Here is a 17472-nt window from a genome sequence, read left to right as displayed (position 1 = left end):
AAATCCGGTAGATTTTTATTGGTTGCTTTGATCAGACAATTTCACGAATTGAGCTTCAGCCGGTGAAATATCAACCAATGCGTATTTTTTTACTACGTTGATGGCCATTTCATCCAGAATATCAATTACGTTTTTGTAGGTACTTTCTTCGCTTGGTTTAATAACCACTACAAAGTCTTTCTCATCTGTGGCCTTCTTTTTATTGATGATCACATTACGGATTTCTTTGAAGTTTGCGGATTTAAAGTTAGCCCCAGCCGGATCTAAAATACCCTCGTAATAATATACGTGATCTCTAGCACCCAGCATTATAGTCAATGCGCCTGATTCTTTGGCTTTGTTTTGTTCCTCTGGCTTATCAGTGTCCTTTGGCAGGAACAACTTCATTGCCGTCGGTTGACTCATCGTGGTAGTAAAAATAAAGAACGTGATCAACAGGAACCCTAAGTCCACCATCGGTGTAAGGTCAACCCTGGTTGAAAGTTTTTTACCTTTTTTGACGCCCGGGCCTTTCTTATGACCACCACCTGACGAGGTATCCATTTCTGCCATGGCAAATAGGTTTTAATTTTAAAAATATTGTTCCGTGTTACAGGTCTTCCTGTTTAATACCTTTCTGGTTAGCTTTCCACAATTCTGAGCCTGATGGAACGCTTTCCGGATTGGTAACCATCTGGAATTTAAAGAAATCATTTTTCTTGAAAGAAGCGATAATGTTCTTGAAAGCAGGATACTTTGCAACATTATCACCTTTCAGTAACAGGTTGAAGTTGTTCTTAGAAGCACCTGCATAGGCAGAAGCAACTGCGCTCATCCAGTCCATCATTTCATTGTTGGTACTGTCTTTTACGGTAATACCGGGGAGCGCCTCACCTGTCATTTGTTTAGTATCCAGTGCCGCCTGCTGTTTTAACTGAGCAAGAGGAACACCGATAAAAGGAGCCTTTACTAAAGCTGAGATCTCAGCAGGCGTAAGGCCAAGGTTTCTGTTCTGATTAACTGTTTCCAAAATGGTTTGTTTCTTTACCAGGTCCTCTTTACCGTCCCCTACAGAAAGAAACACTTTACCATCTTTATTCAGAGAAATCATAACCAGGTCCTTTTCAGGAGCAACTTTAGCTGCCACTGAGCTTGGTGTGTTCACCGGAACGGCTTCAGACGGTTTAAATTTAGTTGTCAGGATAAAGAAGGACAACAAAAGAAAAGCCACGTCACACATAGCCGTCATATCTACCGAAGTGCTCTTTCGAGCAATTTTAGGTCTGGCCATTATACAATTTTTAAGTCTGTTCTTTTAATAGATGCAATTACTTCAACTTTCCATAAGCCGGCCACTACTATTTGTAGTTAGCAGCAAAGCTTTGAGTTAAAGTAAAACCAGACTCATCAATACCAAATGTGATACCATCGATTTTGGTAGTGAATATGTTATAGCAAATGATCGCAATAGCAGAAGTACCGATACCTAATGCAGTGTTATAAAGGGCCTCAGAGATACCTTGAGATAACGCCTGAGCAGCTTCACCACCACCGCTTTCACCCAAAGCAGAGAATGAACGGATCATACCCATTACCGTACCTAACAGACCTAACAAGGTTGCTACTGATGCGATAGTAGATAAGAACACCAGGTTCTTTTCCAACATTGGTAATTCAAGAGCTGTTGCTTCTTCAATTTCTTTCTGGATGCTTAATACTTTCTGTTCAGTATCCAACTCAGTGTTACCGATCATTTCTTTGTATTTGCGTAAGCCAGCTTTCATTACATTGCCTACAGAACCTTTTTGTTTGTCGCACTCAGCTAAAGCTTTGTCAACATCTTTGTTTGCAAGGTGGAACTGTACTTTGCGGATGAACTCAGCAATGTTACCGGTACCTGTAGCTTTAGTTACTGTAAGGAATCTTTCAATAACGAAACATACTACAGTTAAGAATGTACCGATCAGGATAGGCACGATGATACCACCAAGATACATTTTAGTGAAAGTTCCGATAGGACCTTCGTGTTTAGGCCAGAATCCACCAGCTGGATCTGGTTTAGTAAAGTTTGCCGGATTACCAATAACAAAACGCCAGATAATGTATCCAAGAATAATACATGTCAAGGGTGCAATCCACGAAATCGAGTTACCGCTTCTTTTTGGTTGAACAGATGTTTGTGCGCTCTTTGCTACTGCTGCTGTTGCAGTCGGTCTTGTTTCTGCCATGATGCAATGAATTTTAAATTTTAAATAAAACTAATGGTTTAGAAAATGTTTGGCAATTCTAAGAAAAAATCGTTTTAAAAAAACAAGTATTTCTCTATAAATTTTCAAATAAGCCACCTAAAGTAGAAATTTTATTCAATCCAAACAAGCATCCCCTTATTTTTTATTGTCAATTATACAAAAATGCTTTTTCATAAAACCCTTATGACCATTATGTTCTGCGCCAATTCTTACGAAAGGCGCTGGCTTATGATGTGATATAGATTAGTATTTCCCGCTATTTTATTTTTTCTGATTATTTTTCTGTTTTATTAATATTTTGTTCATAAATAACCGCCCTCCGAATGATCAAAAGATTCTTTTTATCCCTGATTGTCATCATAATATTGCTTTTCGCTTTCGTTCTCACAAAGACCTTTATTTACTCCCGGCAAATTCCGGCAACTTCAGCAGCGCAGGTACCGGCATTGGATAATATGGCTATAGTCCATTTAAGTAATGCGATCCGTATTAAAACGGTGTCGCTTGCCGGTGATCACCCAAAAGACAGCAGTTCGTTTTTTGCATTCAGATCATTCCTCGATTCTGCTTATCCGGTCATTCAGCAAAAACTACAGAAAACAGTCATAGACAGCTTTAGCTACATCTATCATTGGAAAGGAAAAAACAGTCAACTTGCCCCCTACCTTTTTCTCGCACATACGGATGTGGTTCCTGTTGAAGACTCATCTGCTCATTTGTGGCATGTAGAACCATTCGCAGGTACTATAAAAGACAGTGCTGTTTGGGGAAGAGGAGCTACCGATGACAAATGTTCAGTGATTGCATTGATGGAAGCTGTTCAGGTATTGCTGACACAAAACTATCAACCAGAGAGGGATATTTATCTCTGCTTCGGACATGATGAGGAACTTGGGGGCATATATGGTGCCCAAAAGATTGTTCAATGGTTTAAAGAACGCAATATAAAAGCAGCACTGGTACTGGATGAAGGCGGTATTATAACAAAGGAAAATTTTAAAGAACTTAACAGACCGATTGCGTTACTGGGAGTAACGGAAAAAGGATACGCGACATTCGAGCTGTCTGTTGAAAAGGCTGGCGGACATTCGTCGATGCCTGAAAAGGAAACGGCGATTGACATTCTTATTGCAGCCTTAAACAGGCTTAAACAGCATCCTACTAAAGTACGATTCGCTGAGCCCACAAATGTTATGTTGGATAAAATTGGCCCGGGGCTTAATTTCACAACACGCATGGCGCTTGCCAATCGCTGGCTTTTCGAGCCTATGCTTGTAAGTCAGTTTGAAAAAACAAAAGGAACCAATGCATCAATACATACAACCATCGTTCCCACAATTCTTTCAGCGGGTATGAAAGACAATGTAATTCCCTCTTTTGCAAAAGCTACTGTTAACTGCAGAATTATGCCAGGCGAAACATCTGCCAGTGTGGAGGCATTTATAAAGACGGCTATCAACGACGATAGAATACATTTAAACCGAGGACAGTTTGCCTCGGAACCTGGCAAACCAACTTCTTTAGAGAGCGAAGCTTATAAAAAGGCGATAGCGTCTGCTTATAAAATTCTTGATAATATTGTACCGACTCCATTTCTTATGATTGGCGCGACCGATTCGCGTTTTTATGAGCCAGTAACGGATGCAACCATACGCTTTCTTCCAGCCATTGATCCCCAAGGGTACCATGGTGTCGACGAAAGATTACCTTTTGCCGATTTACAAAGAATGATCTTCTTTTATCAGTTGATGATGAGGAATTAGGGAATGTGCGAATGAGCAAATGTGCGAATGAGCGAATGTGCGAATATGTAGATGTGCGGATGTACAGGTACCGGATATGAATAGTAAGCCTGATTAAATTGAGTACTTCGTACTTCGTAAATCGTACTTGTTTAGAATGTTGACCCGGCCCTGTGCACATGACGAAAATTGGGTACTTCGTACTTCGTAATTCGTACTTACTACCTGGCTGTCTATTCGTATCGAAGGGCCACGATCGGGTTTAATCTTGAAGCTTTGATAGCGGGCCATAATCCGGCGAGTAGTCCTACACCGCTGCATATTACGATACCCAAAACCACCCAGGCCCAGGGAACGACGAAGCCGGTGCCCAAAAACATTGAAAACAGGTTACCTACCAATACGCCGAGGATGATACCGAACAAAGCGCCCGCAAGGCTAATAATGGTGGATTCAAACAAAAACTGTGCGCGGATATTTTTACGCTTCCCTCCTATTGCTTTAATGAGCCCCACTTCTCTGGTGCGTTCATTTACTGCAACCAGCATAATATTCATCAATCCAATTGCAGCTCCGATCAGTGTGATCAGACCGATTGCTCCTGCAGCTCCCTGAATACTGCCCAGGAGTCCGATAAAAGTAGCTGCAAGCTTGTCACTTTTTTCAATCACAAAATTATCTTCCTCGGTGGGATGAAGTTTGCGAATAGACCTGAAAAGCGCTGTACTCTCAGACACAGTTAAGTCCATTTGCTGCACGTCACCAGCCATAATTCCCAATATAAAAGAAGGGGATGAATTTTGGAGCCTTCTGACATTGTTGTAAGAGGTAATAATCACGTTGTCGGCTCTCATCAAAGCACTGGAACCCTTGCTTTTAAGCACGCCGATTACCCGGTAAGGCACGGCTCCCACAACAATTATTTTATCCACGCCACGAGCCGCATTGTTAGATCCAAATAGTTTTGAAGCAACGTCGCTACCTACCAGGCAAACATTCCGGCCGCTTTCTACATCCAGTTTGTTGAGATTTCGGCCTGCTTCAACCGTAAAACCATTTACCTGGAGAAAGTTTTCATCACCTCCGCGAATATTTACATTTGGATTGGTTTTCTTGTCTTTGTACCGGATCTCATTTCCCCCCATTCCATTTAACTGTATGGTTACCAGCCCGGGCATTTTGAAAGAAGCCTTAAAAGCTTCAGCTTCTGACAATTGAATAGGCTTATCTAAATTTGATTTCTTTTGTTTTTTTCCGCGTTTTTCCTTCCTGACTTCCCTGTTATCGTCAAAACGAAAACGTTCTTTATAGGCGATACTAAAACCATTTGCTCCCATTGTGGAGAAACTCTCGCGCAGGCTGCCATTCATGGCATCTATGGCCGTAATAATCCCGATTAAGGCCATAATTCCAAATGCGATAATAGCAACAGTTATCCCTGTGCGCAACTTGTTGCTGCGAACTGTCCTGTATGCGAGAGAAAACGAATCGCTTAATGTCATAACGAATATTTGGAATTGCTTCGCTTAGGCTTGCTGCAATGGCTGCCTTAAAGATAACATTCTTGGCAATGGAATAGAATAAAAAAAGATGAAGGGAGATTTTTCAGTGCAGAAGGTGAGCTTACCAAATAAAAACAGCTCATGAATATTTTCTGAGCTGTTCTTCCAATCTTATTAGCACATTAAATTATTATTTACTCTTTCTGGCGAAATTCCTGGGCATCCCATTTTTTGTGAGAAATGCGGCGGCCTCATCAGCTTTTTTCTTAAAGACTGCATCCTGACTGTAGTCTTTCATCTTTTTTGTAACAATTATATTTGAAGTCTTATTCTTTTTCATTGCGATAGATGTCATAATCGTTTCTTCTGTTTTCGAATTTACAATTTCTATTTAAGTTTTATGAGAAAGGCTTCATAATTCCTTCCTGACTGGAAATCTTCCCATCGATTGCGGCAAAAGCCAACAATATCAAACAACCGGCTAATCTCCGGCCAATGCCTTCGAATACTCATTTGGTATAATCTGTTCTTTTCAGGCGTGCTGCCTTTTGCAAAGATCAATGCATCCTTGTGAAAGCTTATAAAATCAAGAACTGCAGAAGCAACCGAGGCGAGTACTTTATCCCGATCCAGGTTGTTTGTTCGCACCGAATCGTTTATGCACTCATTTTCATCATCCCAATCTCCAAAAGCGAGATTATATAAGTATCCGGAGATTTCCTGGAACATAACAACCTTCTTAATCGGACCTTTGGGGCCTTCGCTGAAAAATTCATAAGAGCGTCTGCTTTCATTGGAAAGCAAGTCGTACTTCTCGAGGTTCATCTTTCGGGCTAAGGGTTTTGAGCTTTGGGTTAATAAAAAGGCCACATCGATGATGCAGCCTTTCTTAATTTTTTTTTGTGGTTAAAAATAGAACCATTGCAACAGCGATTGCGGTAATATTCCAAACAATATAATCAAGCCGGCAAGAACAATTATGCCTACTTTAAATCCTTTTGAAACTTCTTCTGTTATAGTTGCTTCTCCGTCTTTGAAATACATAGCCTGTATTACACGGAAATAATAATAAACGCTCACTGCAGCGAAAACAACGCCTACAATCACCAGCCACAAATAACCGCTTGTTTTCATAACAGAAGCAAGCATGTAATATTTTGCAAAGAAACCAGCTGTTAAAGGAATACCTGCAAGCGATAAAAGAAAGATTGTGTTTGTTGCGGCCAGTACTGGTTGAGTTTTACTCAAGCCGTTATAACCCTCAAACGTGTGGTCCTTCATCTTGACCATTATCGCGAATATGCCGATTGAAGCAAGACTATAAGCTGCTGCATATAACAGCAATCCTTCCTTGGCAACATCGTTCAGGCTAAACAGAGCGAATAACATAAAACCTGCTTGTGCAATGCTTGAATAAGCCATCATACGTTTCACGCTCTGCTGAAAAACCGCTGTAATATTTCCTATTAATAATGTTGATACGATCAGGATCGCAAATAACATTTTCCAGTCAACACCCGTAAATGCATTCGCTTCAACGCCTGATGCATCTGCACGGGCATCAAATAATTTAATGAAAGCGATAAATCCGGCAGCTTTAACAATGGTTGCCATGAATGAAGTAAAAACTCCGGGAGAACCATCATACACATCCGGTGTCCAAAAATGAAAAGGAGCGGCTGATACTTTAAAGCCGATTGAAATCATCATCAGGATCAGACCGGCAGATTCCAGCAAAGAATAAACAATTGCAGGCTGACCGGTTATCGTTTCTTTCGGAGTTACATAAATATCAAAAGTGCCGGTTGCACCATAAATCAGGGTAATTCCCATCAACATTATACCGGTGGAGAAAGATCCCATCAAAAAGTACTTTAAAGCAGCTTCATTGCTTTTCAGGTTTCTTTTATCAGCTCCTGTAAGAATGTACAGAGGAATGGATAATATTTCAATCCCCAGGAACAGCATCAACAATGTGTTGTAACTGCTGAGAATGGTTACACCACAAAGCACAAAGAATATCAGTACAAAATACTCAGCTGTATAAGTACCTACCTTTTCAATATCGCGCCCTGTAAGCACCACATAGATCAATGTAGAAGCAATGGCTATAGAATTAAAGAAATAACCAAACCTGTCGAAAAGCAGCATGCCTTTGGTGTCTATGTGAAACAGCCTTATACCATAAGTATCGGCAACATTTACAGCCAATAATAAGAGTAATAAAACAGCCGCTATGTGCCTGTAAGTTTTTTTGTTTTCTACAAACACACTGCTGAACATCATTATTACACCACAAACCGCTGAAGTAATTATTGCATTCATATCTTGATCTTGCTAGTGCTCTACTTTAATTATTTAATTGTTGCCAATACAGCATTTACGGTATCGTTGGTCAATCTTAAAATTGGTTCAGGATACACACCTAATATTATCACTACGATAGTTATTACAACAAGCGACAATTTCACATTGCTGCCACTGTCATAAGCCCTTTCGGTAAGTTCATTGGTTTCGCCGTAAAAGATCTTCTGAACTGCATTCAGGGTGTAAACCGCAGCCAGGATAATACTGATCAATGCAATCACAGCCATCCAAATATTGTATCTGAATAAACCATTGAACATTAAAAACTCACCGATAAATGCATTGGTTAAAGGCAAAGCGACATTTGCCAAAGCCATTACGACGAAGAGGATAGCCAATCCTTGTGCTTTTTGAGCCAATCCACCCAATTCGCTGAACTTCCTTGTACCGAGCTGCTGTTCGATAGCATCAGTAACTATCCACAGTCCAATCACGTTCACGCCGTGATTAAACATTTGCACCATTACACCCTGCAGGCCAACCTGCTGGTTGGCAAAAATTGCTGCAGACATTAATCCAATGTGCGCAATGGATGAGTAAGCAATCATTCTCTTGATATCGTTCTGTCTGATTGCGATCAGCGAAGCGTACAGCATTCCTATAACAGAAAGTAAGATTATGAGATGACTGAATTTTTCAACTGCAGTTGGAAAAATTGGCAGTATCCAACGAATTACAGCATACAAGCCCATTTTAACCATCACACCACTTAAGATCATTGTAACAGCAGTAGAAGATTGTTCGTATGTATCTGGCTGCCATGTATGGAAAGGGAATATCGGCATCTTTATAGCAAATGCGATAAAGAACAACCAGAATGCAAATCCCTGCTCTTTTGCGGTCAACTTCAAAGCATAGAAATCTTTGATTGCAAAAGAATGCTCCGGTGTTTTATAATAGAGATATAAAATGCCGACCAACATTAACAGAGATCCGATAAATGTATAAATAAAGAATTTGAAAGTAACCTGTATACGTTTCTCACCGCCCCATTGAGAGCAAAGGAAATAAGCTGGAATAAGTGCCAGTTCCCAGAAGAAGTAAAACAACAATACGTCAGCAGACAGAAAAACGCCCATTAAACCAGCTTGCATCAAAAGCATTAAAGCATAAAAGTTAAACGATCTGGGGTAATTGTTGCTACTAATAGAAGCAAATACCAACGGGAAAGAAACACCTGTTAACAGCGTAAGCATTTTAGCCATTCCGTCCAGTTGCAAAGAGAATCTGCTACCTAACAAGGGCAACCAGGTGGTATCAAATAACAATTTATCATGGCTCGCCGCCCCGGCCAATGCTATTGCAAAAGTTACAACAGATGATATCAGAGCCCAGCCCTTTACAGTTTTATCATCCTTGATAAAAAAGGAAATTAAGCCTGTTACTAAAGGAACTACTATAAGTAAAAGAGGTATCATGCCTTGTTATTTCTATCGAAAATTTATTATTCTGTTGCGGGAAGCAAATCTTTCTATCACATTCCAGGTGCGCTTCCTAATTGCTATTTAAAATATCTTTTGAAAAAAATGCGTGATCATAGCCTGGTTCCAGTACACCAGGAAGAATACAACCATTGACAACACCATAAACAAAATGTAGCTGCCCACCTGTCCGCTCTGCAACAGCCTTAATTGTCTTGCTGAGTATTGCACAAATCTTCCAACACCGTTTACAATACCGTCGATGCCAGATTTTTCTACTACATTTTTCAGGAACCCGGCAAAAGCATTAAGTGGTTTTACAATGATAGCATCGTACAATTCATCCACATACCATTTGTCGGCCAGTACTTTTCCAAAGCCTGCAGGTTCTTCCAACTGTGGCTTCTTGCTGAATTTATTTATAGCAATGATGATTGCTATTGCAGCCAGGGCTACAGAAACACCCATTAACATATATTCAGTGCTGTGCTCTATTTCCGGATGGTGCTCTGTAACCAGAACCGGCGCCAGGAATGAGCGCAGCATATGACCGCCACCCAACACTTCAGGAACACCCACAAAACCAGCAATGATACTTAACACCGCAAGGATGATTAATGGCCATGTCATTGCAGCAGGGCTCTCATGTAAATGATGTTCCTGCTCGTGTGTTCCGCGGAAATTTCCGAGGAAAGTTGTTGCGTATAAACGGAACATATAAAATGCTGTAAGAGCGGCACCTGCAACACCCAATCCCCAATAAACAGGGTTTTTAGCGTAAGCCGCAGCAAGAATTTCATCTTTAGAAAAGAAACCACTCAACGGAGGGATACCTGCAATTGCTATGCAACCAGCTAAAAATGTCCAGTGTGTTGTAGGCAAATATTTGCGAAGTCCACCCATCTTACGGATGTCTTGCTCATGATGCATTGCATGTATAACAGAGCCTGCACCAAGGAACAACAATGCTTTAAAGAAAGCATGTGTCATTACGTGGAACACGGCACCGGTATATGCACCAACGCCCAAACCGATGAACATATAACCTAACTGACTTACGGTAGAATAAGCCAGTACTTTTTTAATATCATTTTGTCTCAATGCAATTGTTGCAGAGAACAAAGCGGTTGCTAAACCGATAATTGTTACAAGATGCTGTGCCACCTCACTTAAAGAATAGAGCGCATTACTTCTTGCAACCATATAGATACCGGCAGTTACCATCGTTGCCGCGTGGATCAATGCAGAAACAGGCGTAGGACCCGCCATCGCATCAGGCAACCATGTATACAAAGGAATCTGGGCGCTTTTACCCATGGCACCTACAAACAGCAGCACCGTAATAGCGGTGATATCTCCGGGAGTAAGTTTATCTAAGTGGGTGAATACTTCAACAAAAGAAACAGCTCCCAATTTTGACAACAACCAGAAAATTGCCAGCAAAAAGCCAAGGTCACCAATACGGTTCATCACAAAAGCTTTTGTTGCAGCATAATTATATTCACTGTTCTTAAACCAATAACCAATTAACAGGTAAGAGCAAAGACCAACACCTTCCCAACCAATGAACATAATCACATAGTTAGCGCCTAATACAAGCAATAACATTGAGAATACGAAGAGATTCAGATAGGCAAAATATCTTCCGAAATGCGCTTCTGTTTCTTCATGCATGTAAGCGGTTGAGTATAAGTGGATCAGAAAACCAACACCGGTAATGATCAGCAGGAACAAAGAAGAAAGCTGATCTACCTGGAAAGCAAAGTCTATTTTAAAAGAAGCGGTATTAATGAATGTAAACAAAGGCTCTACAGGCAACGCTGCTCCAGCCGATTTTACATCAAAGAACAATACCAGGCTTACTATAAAAGAAGCGAGGATTGCGCCGCTGCCTATTACACCAATTAGTCCCTTGGAAAGGGATTTCCTGAAAAGTCCATTGATCAAAAAACCAAGCAACGGAAACAGTGGTACTAAATAAACTAATTTGCTCATGCCCTATCCCCTTCCGGGGTTTTAATTTTTATAATATTCCTTATCTGTTTTATGCTAAGGAGCTTAATTCTTCAATCTGTTTAAGAAATTCACATCCACAGAATGCACGTTTCTGTACATCATTACAATAATGGCCAAACCCACGCTTACTTCCGCCGCTGCAACCACCATAATAAAGAATACAAATAACTGCCCTTCTACGCCGGTGGTAACATTCTTTCCGCCGCCGGCAAGCGCAGCTGCATGGTGCATTTTTGAAAAAGCAACCAATAAAAGGTTCACCGCATTCAACATTAATTCAATACACATAAATACGATAATGGCATTCCTGCGGGTTAATACACCCACAACACCTATACAAAACAGGGTTGCCGCAAAAGCTATATAATATTGAATTGGCATTTTTTGAGTTTGAAAATTTCAGAATATTTATAATCTACTAACTACTTTCTGTTCAGGCTTAATCCTTTTTACCTATTACCACCGCTCCTACCATTGCACTTAAGAATAAAATGCTGGCTATTTCAAAAGGAATCACGTAATCATTGAACAAGGCTTTACCGAGTGTTTTGATCAATCCGATCTCACCTTCTTTTAACTGGGCGCTTTTACCTTTCAAATCAGCTGATGATATCACGAAAGAAATAAAGAAAGATAACAGCAAGCCACCTGCGACAACGCCAAAGAACTTCATCCAGATACTCTTTTGAGGTTCCGTTTCCGTATTCAGGTTCATTAGCATGATCACAAACAGGAACAATACCATGATGGCCCCTGCATATACAATCAGGTTTACAATTGCAAGGAATTGGGCATTAAGTAAGATGTAATGACCGGAGATGGCAAAAAATACAACAATCAGCCACAGAACACTATACACAGGATTTTTACTTACCAACACCATTATGGCGCTTATTAATGCAAGCGCTGTTAGTGACCAGAATAAGATTTGAGCTGTACCCATTATAATTCTTCAATTTGGGGTTGTGAAATAAACCGGCAGATCTCGCGACCAACCGTTCTGTTTCAACTAATATATTTATCGTTCAAGTTATCGTTTACCTTTTGCCTTAGCGTATTCTTCCGGCTGCGTAACAGGATTTGGAATCAACAAGTCCTTTTTACCGTAGATAAATCCTTTCCTGGCAAAGTTTGATGGAGCAAAAGTCTCGCTAAGATAAATTGCATCTTTAGGACAAGCCTCTTCACACAACCCGCAGAAAATACAGCGCAGCATATTTATCTCGTAACGAGCAGCATATTTTTCTTCCCTGTACAGATTCTCTTCACCTGGTTCACGTTCAGCAGCTTCCATGGTAATGGCTTCTGCTGGGCAAGCAACGGCACACAATCCACATGCGGTGCAACGTTCACGTCCCTCTTCGTCCCTGTTCAGCACATGCAGTCCACGAAATACAGGACTGAACTCTCTTGTTTGTTCAGGATATTTTATGGTAGGCGGCTTTTTAAAAATATGTCCGAAAGTAATGGACATTCCCTTCAACACAGCAGGCAGGTACAGGCGATCCACGAAATTCATGGGCCTTCTGTCTACCGGTTTTGCGCGATTTGTTAATGATTGCATCATTCTTCTGCTTTCATCCGCATTATGCGGAATTAAGGTTTGCAAAAATATTTTTATAACTTATTAATCCCAACTTTATCTTCCCGGTTGTTCTGCCAGGGATTATTTTCTGGCCCGGGCGGCATTGCTCCTATCAGTATCCTTGTTTCCTATCTGCTGCTTCGACAGGCAAATTACTCACTTCAACCACATCTCTTCACTGAACAATTCTTTCTTCACTCCTTATACCTCAAAGCCCCTTACCTCTTCTTTATTTCTTGATCAACAACACCACAGCGGCGGTAATAATCATATTCGCCAAAGCAAGAGGTATCATATTCTTCCAGCCAACTCTCATCAACTGGTCGTAACGGAAGCGAGGCAATGTCCACCTCACCCACATGAAAAGGAAGATGAAGAAGAATATTTTTAGCATTAATGCTACCAGGCCAACTATTGCAGCAACATTTACCGCCAGCTTACTTTCATCGAGGAACGGTACATCATACCCTCCGAAGAATAAAGTTGCCATAATAGCGCTGCTGATGAACATGTTGATGTATTCTGAGAACAGGTAGAACCCGAGCTTCATAGAAGAATATTCCTGGTGATATCCCATGTTCAATTCACTCTCAGCTTCAGGAAGATCGAATGGAGCGCGGTTACATTCTGCCAGCGCACAAACAAAAAACAGCAAAAAGCCTAACGGCTGATATGCAATATTCCAAAGGCCGGCTTGTTGTTGCTCCACAATGGTTTTCAGGCTTAAAGAACCGGTAAGCATTAATAAGGCTATCAGTGATAAGCCCATAGCCAGTTCATAACTGATCACCTGGGATGCGCCACGAAGCGCAGCCATCAATGAGAATTTATTGTTACTTGCCCAGCCACCGATCATGATTCCGTATACACCCATACTTACAACACCAAAAACATACAGGATTCCGATATTAATATCAGCAATCTGCATATCTATTGATCTGCCGAATAATTCCAATTTGCTGCTCCAGGGCACTACAGCGCAGGTCATCATTGCTGTGAGCATCGCAAGACAAGGCCCAAGAACGAATAAGAACTTATTTGAAGAATTAGGAATGATCTCTTCCTTAAAGAACAGTTTACCACCATCAGCCAGTGGTTGCAAAATGCCCCAGGGGCCAGCTCTATCCGGACCTACACGATCCTGGATCCACGCAGCAACTTTACGTTCAGCGTAAGTTTCATACATCGCTATCACCAGGGAAACAGATATGATGATAACGATCAATACCAGCTTCTCTATTAAAAAAATCCAATCGAATGCTAATAGTGTCATTGTTGCGATTATTAGTCTTTGTTATTTTCTTTAAAATCATCTGAATGCGCCGGACCGTGGATAAGGCTTAACTGTATCTCGGGCTTGTTGACTTCGCTTACGCTATGAATATCCATAAAGAGTCGCGGCTCTCGCCCGTTCATCACCTTCTCGAAAGTCTCATTTGGTTTCTTCAGACCTACATAATGTCCCTGGGAAATCACAGAATGACGGTTTACCTGGGTAGGCCCTTCAATGGTCCAGTCGCTGGCAAATTTCTTTTCGAAACGGCATTCGTTGCAAATCCAGCCTGTTGAACCTTTGGAACTATCTTTAATTTCACCCCATTCGTCTTTGCGGGCTGTAACGCGGAAAACCTCGTCTCCCCGCATCCACAACTGCACTTCTCCGCAGCATTTATCACAATCCCTGTGTGCATCAACCGGTTTGGTGAACCACACGCGGTTTTTGAAGCGGAAAGTTTTATCTGTTAATGCTCCAACCGGACAAACATCTATTACGTTGCCAATGAAGTCATTATCCAGGCTTTTCTCAATATATGTTGCAATTTCAGCATGATCGCCGCGGCTTAAAACGCCGTGCACCCTTTTATTGGTTAACTGATCCGCAGTGAACACGCAACGGTAGCAAAGAATGCAACGCGTCATGTGCAATTGTATGTAGGGACCAAGATCGTGCTTATGGAAAGTTCTTTTCTGGAACTCGAAACGTGTACCCTCTTTGCCGTGCTCGTAGCTCAGATCCTGCAAATGGCATTCACCGGCCTGATCGCAAATCGGGCAATCCAATGGATGGTTCAGTAATAGGAACTCGACAACACCGGCTCTGGCGTCAATTACTTTCTCGCTGGTGATATTCTTTACTTCCATTCCGTCCATCACGGTAGTACGGCAGGACGCCACGAGTTTGGGCATCGGTCGCGGGTCTTTTTCAGAGCCCTTGCTCACTTCTACCAGGCATGTACGGCATTTACCACCACTACCTTTCAATTTGCTGTAATAGCACATTGCGGGAGGGGCCACTTCACCACCAATCTTGCGCGCCGCCTGCAGAATGGTAGTTCCCGCCGGCACTTCGATTGTAATGTTGTCAATTGTTACTTTAAATAATTCTGACATAGCTATAATTTTCACGCAGGGCCCGGGGGCCGAGTGCGAAGTTTTTTTGTTTCTCGCAGCGGACGCGACGAAGCGGCGATGCAACGATTCTTATTTTTTCTCTCAGCGACCTATTCAACAGGACACGAAGATTTTTTTGTTTTTGTTTCTCGCAGCGGACGCGACGAAGCGGCGGCGCAACGATTCTTATTTTTTCTCTCAGCGACCTATTCAACAGGACACGAAGATTTTTTTGTTTTTGTTTCTCGCAGCGAGCGCTACGGAGCGGCGGCGCAACGATGTTTTATTTTTCCTCGCTGCGGGCGCTAAGGAGCGGAGACGCAGCGATTTATAACGAAATATCAACTCATAATCCGTTTACAATCCGGTGTATACCGTTCTTGAGGTAAACAGAATTGAAATTGATCAGTAATCCAAGTCTGAGTTTTGAAAGCTTTAGATAAGTAAGCACTTGCTTAAAGTGAACGTTATCCAGTTTTTCAACACTCTTTAATTCAATGAGCACTAAATCATTCAAGATCAGATCGGCTCGAAACCCAATTTCAAGCCGAATGTTTTCATGTACCAATGGAACCGGATGTTGACGCAAATACCACATATTCAACTTATCCCATTCATAACAAAACAGTTTCTCATACACACTTTCATAAAGCCCCGGACCATATTGTTTATGAATTTTGAATGCAACATCTAATGCAAGTGTCGCAATTTCATTTTCCATCATATCGGGTTTATTAAGGGTTTTGGCATAGCTGCCTTACTCCACGCTGCGCCACTGCTTCTCTGCGTCCGCAGCGAGAAATGTCTACGCGACAACTTCGCGGGCATCAGCATAGTGCGCCAGACCGAAATTGCGCACCTGGCTTTCTTCCGGATTTAGCACGTGCCATTCGAACTCGTCGCGGAAGTGGCGGATGGCGGCTGCTACGGGCCATGCAGCTGCGTCGCCGAGCGGGCAAATTGTATTGCCCTCGATCTTGCGCTGGATATCCCAAAGCAGATCGATATCGCTCATCTTACCTTTTCCGGTGTCGATATTCTTTAATATTTTTTCCATCCAGCCGGTACCTTCACGACAAGGCGAACATTGTCCGCAGCTTTCATGACGGTAGAACCTTGCTAATGTATAAGTATGTTTAACTACGCACTGATCTTCATCCAATACAATAAAACCACCACTTCCCATCATACTGCCGGTTGCAAAACCTCCGTCACTCAAACTTTCATAGTTCATGTAACGGGTTTCGCCTTTTGCAGTTTTAAACAAAAGATTTGCGGGAAGAATGGGCACTGAAGATCCACCGGGTATACAAGCTTTCAGGCGTTTGCCGTTGGCTATACCACCGCAATATTCATCACTATAAATAAATTCCTCAACGGAGATGGTCATGTCGATCTCGTAAACGCCCGGCTTGTTGATATTGCCGCAAGCGGAGATCAGTTTCGTTCCGGTAGATCTGCCTACACCTATTTTGGCGTACTCTTCGCCGGTAAGGTTTATAATGGGAACAACTGCAGCAAGTGTTTCTACGTTGTTCACCACAGTTGGTCTGTCCCACACACCTTTAACCGCCGGGAATGGCGGTTTAATACGCGGATTACCTCTTTTGCCTTCAAGACTTTCGATCAACGCAGTTTCTTCACCACAGATATAAGCGCCAGCGCCGCGTTGTACATATATTTCGCAATCGAAGCCTGTACCCAGGATATTTTTTCCTAACCATCCGTTTGCTTTTGCCTCGGCAATAGCCTGTTCAAGAATGTCAGGGATCCAGGCATATTCGCCACGGATATAGATATATGTTGCGTTGCTACCTAAAGCAAAAGATGAAATAATCAGACCTTCGATCAACAGGTGAGGGATAAATTCCATGAGGTACCTGTCCTTAAAAGTACCAGGTTCGCTCTCATCGGCGTTGCACACCAGGTGGCGGGGAACACCTTCGGGTTTGGCAATAAAACTCCATTTCATTCCAGTAGGGAAGCCTGCACCACCGCGTCCTCTAAGCCCACTCTTCTTAACTTCCTCAACAATGGCCTCGGGGCTCATTGATTTTAGCGCTTTTTCTACTGCGCGGTAACCACCTTCGCGACGGTAAACATCGTAAGTGCGGATACCTTCTACATGTGCTTTCTCTAGTAATAATTTAACTGCCATATGTTTAGCTATCAGCTTTCAGCTATCAGCCTTCAGCATTTTTCCTTTGTGATAATTTCTCT

18 protein-coding genes are annotated in these 17472 nt (G+C 41.9%); 2 read left to right on the top strand and 16 right to left on the bottom strand.

Annotation, left to right across the window (positions count from 1 at the left end):
- Window positions 1-15: 15 nt before the first annotated feature.
- The 3 genes from QTN47_RS02235 to QTN47_RS02225 all read right to left on the bottom strand — a co-directional run bounded on the left by QTN47_RS02235 (window position 16) and on the right by QTN47_RS02225 (window position 2207).
- Window positions 16-552, bottom strand: a complete 537-nt coding sequence (locus tag QTN47_RS02235; protein WP_369327684.1) for an ExbD/TolR family protein — start codon at window positions 550-552, stop codon at window positions 16-18.
- Between the two features lie 37 nt (window positions 553-589).
- Entirely contained in the window at window positions 590-1270 is a 681-nt protein-coding gene (locus QTN47_RS02230; protein WP_369327683.1) for an ExbD/TolR family protein, read from the bottom strand.
- 67 nt (window positions 1271-1337) lie between these two features.
- Complete coding sequence (locus QTN47_RS02225; RefSeq protein ID WP_369327682.1) at window positions 1338-2207, bottom strand: MotA/TolQ/ExbB proton channel family protein; 870 nt, start codon at window positions 2205-2207, stop codon at window positions 1338-1340.
- 344 nt (window positions 2208-2551) lie between these two features.
- Here QTN47_RS02225 and QTN47_RS02220 point away from each other — a divergent pair, with 344 nt between their 5' ends.
- Entirely contained in the window at window positions 2552-3991 is a 1440-nt protein-coding gene (locus QTN47_RS02220) for a M20/M25/M40 family metallo-hydrolase (protein WP_369327681.1), read from the top strand.
- A gap of 212 nt (window positions 3992-4203) precedes the next feature.
- On the opposite strand, the gene QTN47_RS02215 is transcribed toward QTN47_RS02220, so the two are convergent.
- The 11 genes from QTN47_RS02215 to QTN47_RS02165 form a co-directional block, all read right to left on the bottom strand.
- Entirely contained in the window at window positions 4204-5472 is a 1269-nt protein-coding gene (locus QTN47_RS02215) for an ABC transporter permease (protein WP_369327680.1), read from the bottom strand.
- A 190-nt stretch (window positions 5473-5662) separates the two neighbouring features.
- A complete protein-coding gene (locus tag QTN47_RS02210) occupies window positions 5663-5827 on the bottom strand; it encodes a hypothetical protein (protein ID WP_369327679.1) in 165 nt (54 codons plus the stop codon).
- Between the two features lie 32 nt (window positions 5828-5859).
- Entirely contained in the window at window positions 5860-6297 is a 438-nt protein-coding gene (locus QTN47_RS02205; protein ID WP_369327678.1) for a DUF6934 family protein, read from the bottom strand.
- A gap of 81 nt (window positions 6298-6378) precedes the next feature.
- Window positions 6379-7797, bottom strand: coding sequence for an NADH-quinone oxidoreductase subunit N (locus QTN47_RS02200; RefSeq protein WP_369327677.1), 1419 nt, complete (start codon window positions 7795-7797; stop codon window positions 6379-6381).
- 29 nt (window positions 7798-7826) lie between these two features.
- Complete coding sequence (locus QTN47_RS02195) at window positions 7827-9257, bottom strand: complex I subunit 4 family protein (protein ID WP_369327676.1); 1431 nt, start codon at window positions 9255-9257, stop codon at window positions 7827-7829.
- 87 nt (window positions 9258-9344) lie between these two features.
- A complete protein-coding gene (nuoL, locus tag QTN47_RS02190) occupies window positions 9345-11255 on the bottom strand; it encodes an NADH-quinone oxidoreductase subunit L (RefSeq protein WP_369327675.1) in 1911 nt (636 codons plus the stop codon).
- Window positions 11256-11318: 63 nt separating this feature from the next.
- Window positions 11319-11657 (bottom strand): NADH-quinone oxidoreductase subunit NuoK, encoded by a 339-nt coding sequence (nuoK, locus tag QTN47_RS02185; protein ID WP_369327674.1) that lies wholly within the window; start codon window positions 11655-11657, stop codon window positions 11319-11321.
- A gap of 58 nt (window positions 11658-11715) precedes the next feature.
- A complete protein-coding gene (locus tag QTN47_RS02180; protein ID WP_369327673.1) occupies window positions 11716-12219 on the bottom strand; it encodes an NADH-quinone oxidoreductase subunit J family protein in 504 nt (167 codons plus the stop codon).
- Between the two features lie 87 nt (window positions 12220-12306).
- Complete coding sequence (locus QTN47_RS02175; RefSeq protein WP_369327672.1) at window positions 12307-12885, bottom strand: NuoI/complex I 23 kDa subunit family protein; 579 nt, start codon at window positions 12883-12885, stop codon at window positions 12307-12309.
- Window positions 12886-13090: 205 nt separating this feature from the next.
- Window positions 13091-14134 carry an NADH-quinone oxidoreductase subunit NuoH gene (gene nuoH / locus QTN47_RS02170; RefSeq protein ID WP_369327671.1) on the bottom strand — a complete coding sequence of 348 codons (1044 nt, stop codon included), beginning with the start codon at window positions 14132-14134 and terminating at the stop codon, window positions 13091-13093.
- A gap of 11 nt (window positions 14135-14145) precedes the next feature.
- Entirely contained in the window at window positions 14146-15252 is a 1107-nt protein-coding gene (locus QTN47_RS02165) for an NADH-quinone oxidoreductase subunit G (RefSeq protein ID WP_369327670.1), read from the bottom strand.
- Window positions 15253-15330: 78 nt separating this feature from the next.
- On the opposite strand from QTN47_RS02165, the gene QTN47_RS02160 reads away from it, so the two are divergent.
- Window positions 15331-15561, top strand: a complete 231-nt coding sequence (locus QTN47_RS02160) for a hypothetical protein (protein ID WP_369327669.1) — start codon at window positions 15331-15333, stop codon at window positions 15559-15561.
- Window positions 15562-15598: 37 nt separating this feature from the next.
- On the opposite strand, the gene QTN47_RS02155 is transcribed toward QTN47_RS02160, so the two are convergent.
- Together QTN47_RS02155 and nuoF are read right to left on the bottom strand one after the other, a co-directional pair.
- Window positions 15599-15976, bottom strand: a complete 378-nt coding sequence (locus QTN47_RS02155; protein ID WP_369327668.1) for a GxxExxY protein — start codon at window positions 15974-15976, stop codon at window positions 15599-15601.
- Window positions 15977-16057: 81 nt separating this feature from the next.
- A complete protein-coding gene (gene nuoF, locus QTN47_RS02150) occupies window positions 16058-17410 on the bottom strand; it encodes an NADH-quinone oxidoreductase subunit NuoF (protein ID WP_369327667.1) in 1353 nt (450 codons plus the stop codon).
- Between the last annotated feature and the right edge of the window lie 62 nt (window positions 17411-17472).

The organism is Danxiaibacter flavus, assembly GCF_041060425.1.
GTDB classification, from domain to species: domain Bacteria; phylum Bacteroidota; class Bacteroidia; order Chitinophagales; family Chitinophagaceae; genus Danxiaibacter; species Danxiaibacter flavus.
The sequence above is the reverse complement of the archived record's forward strand: the minus strand, read 5'-3'. Positions and strand labels throughout refer to the sequence as shown.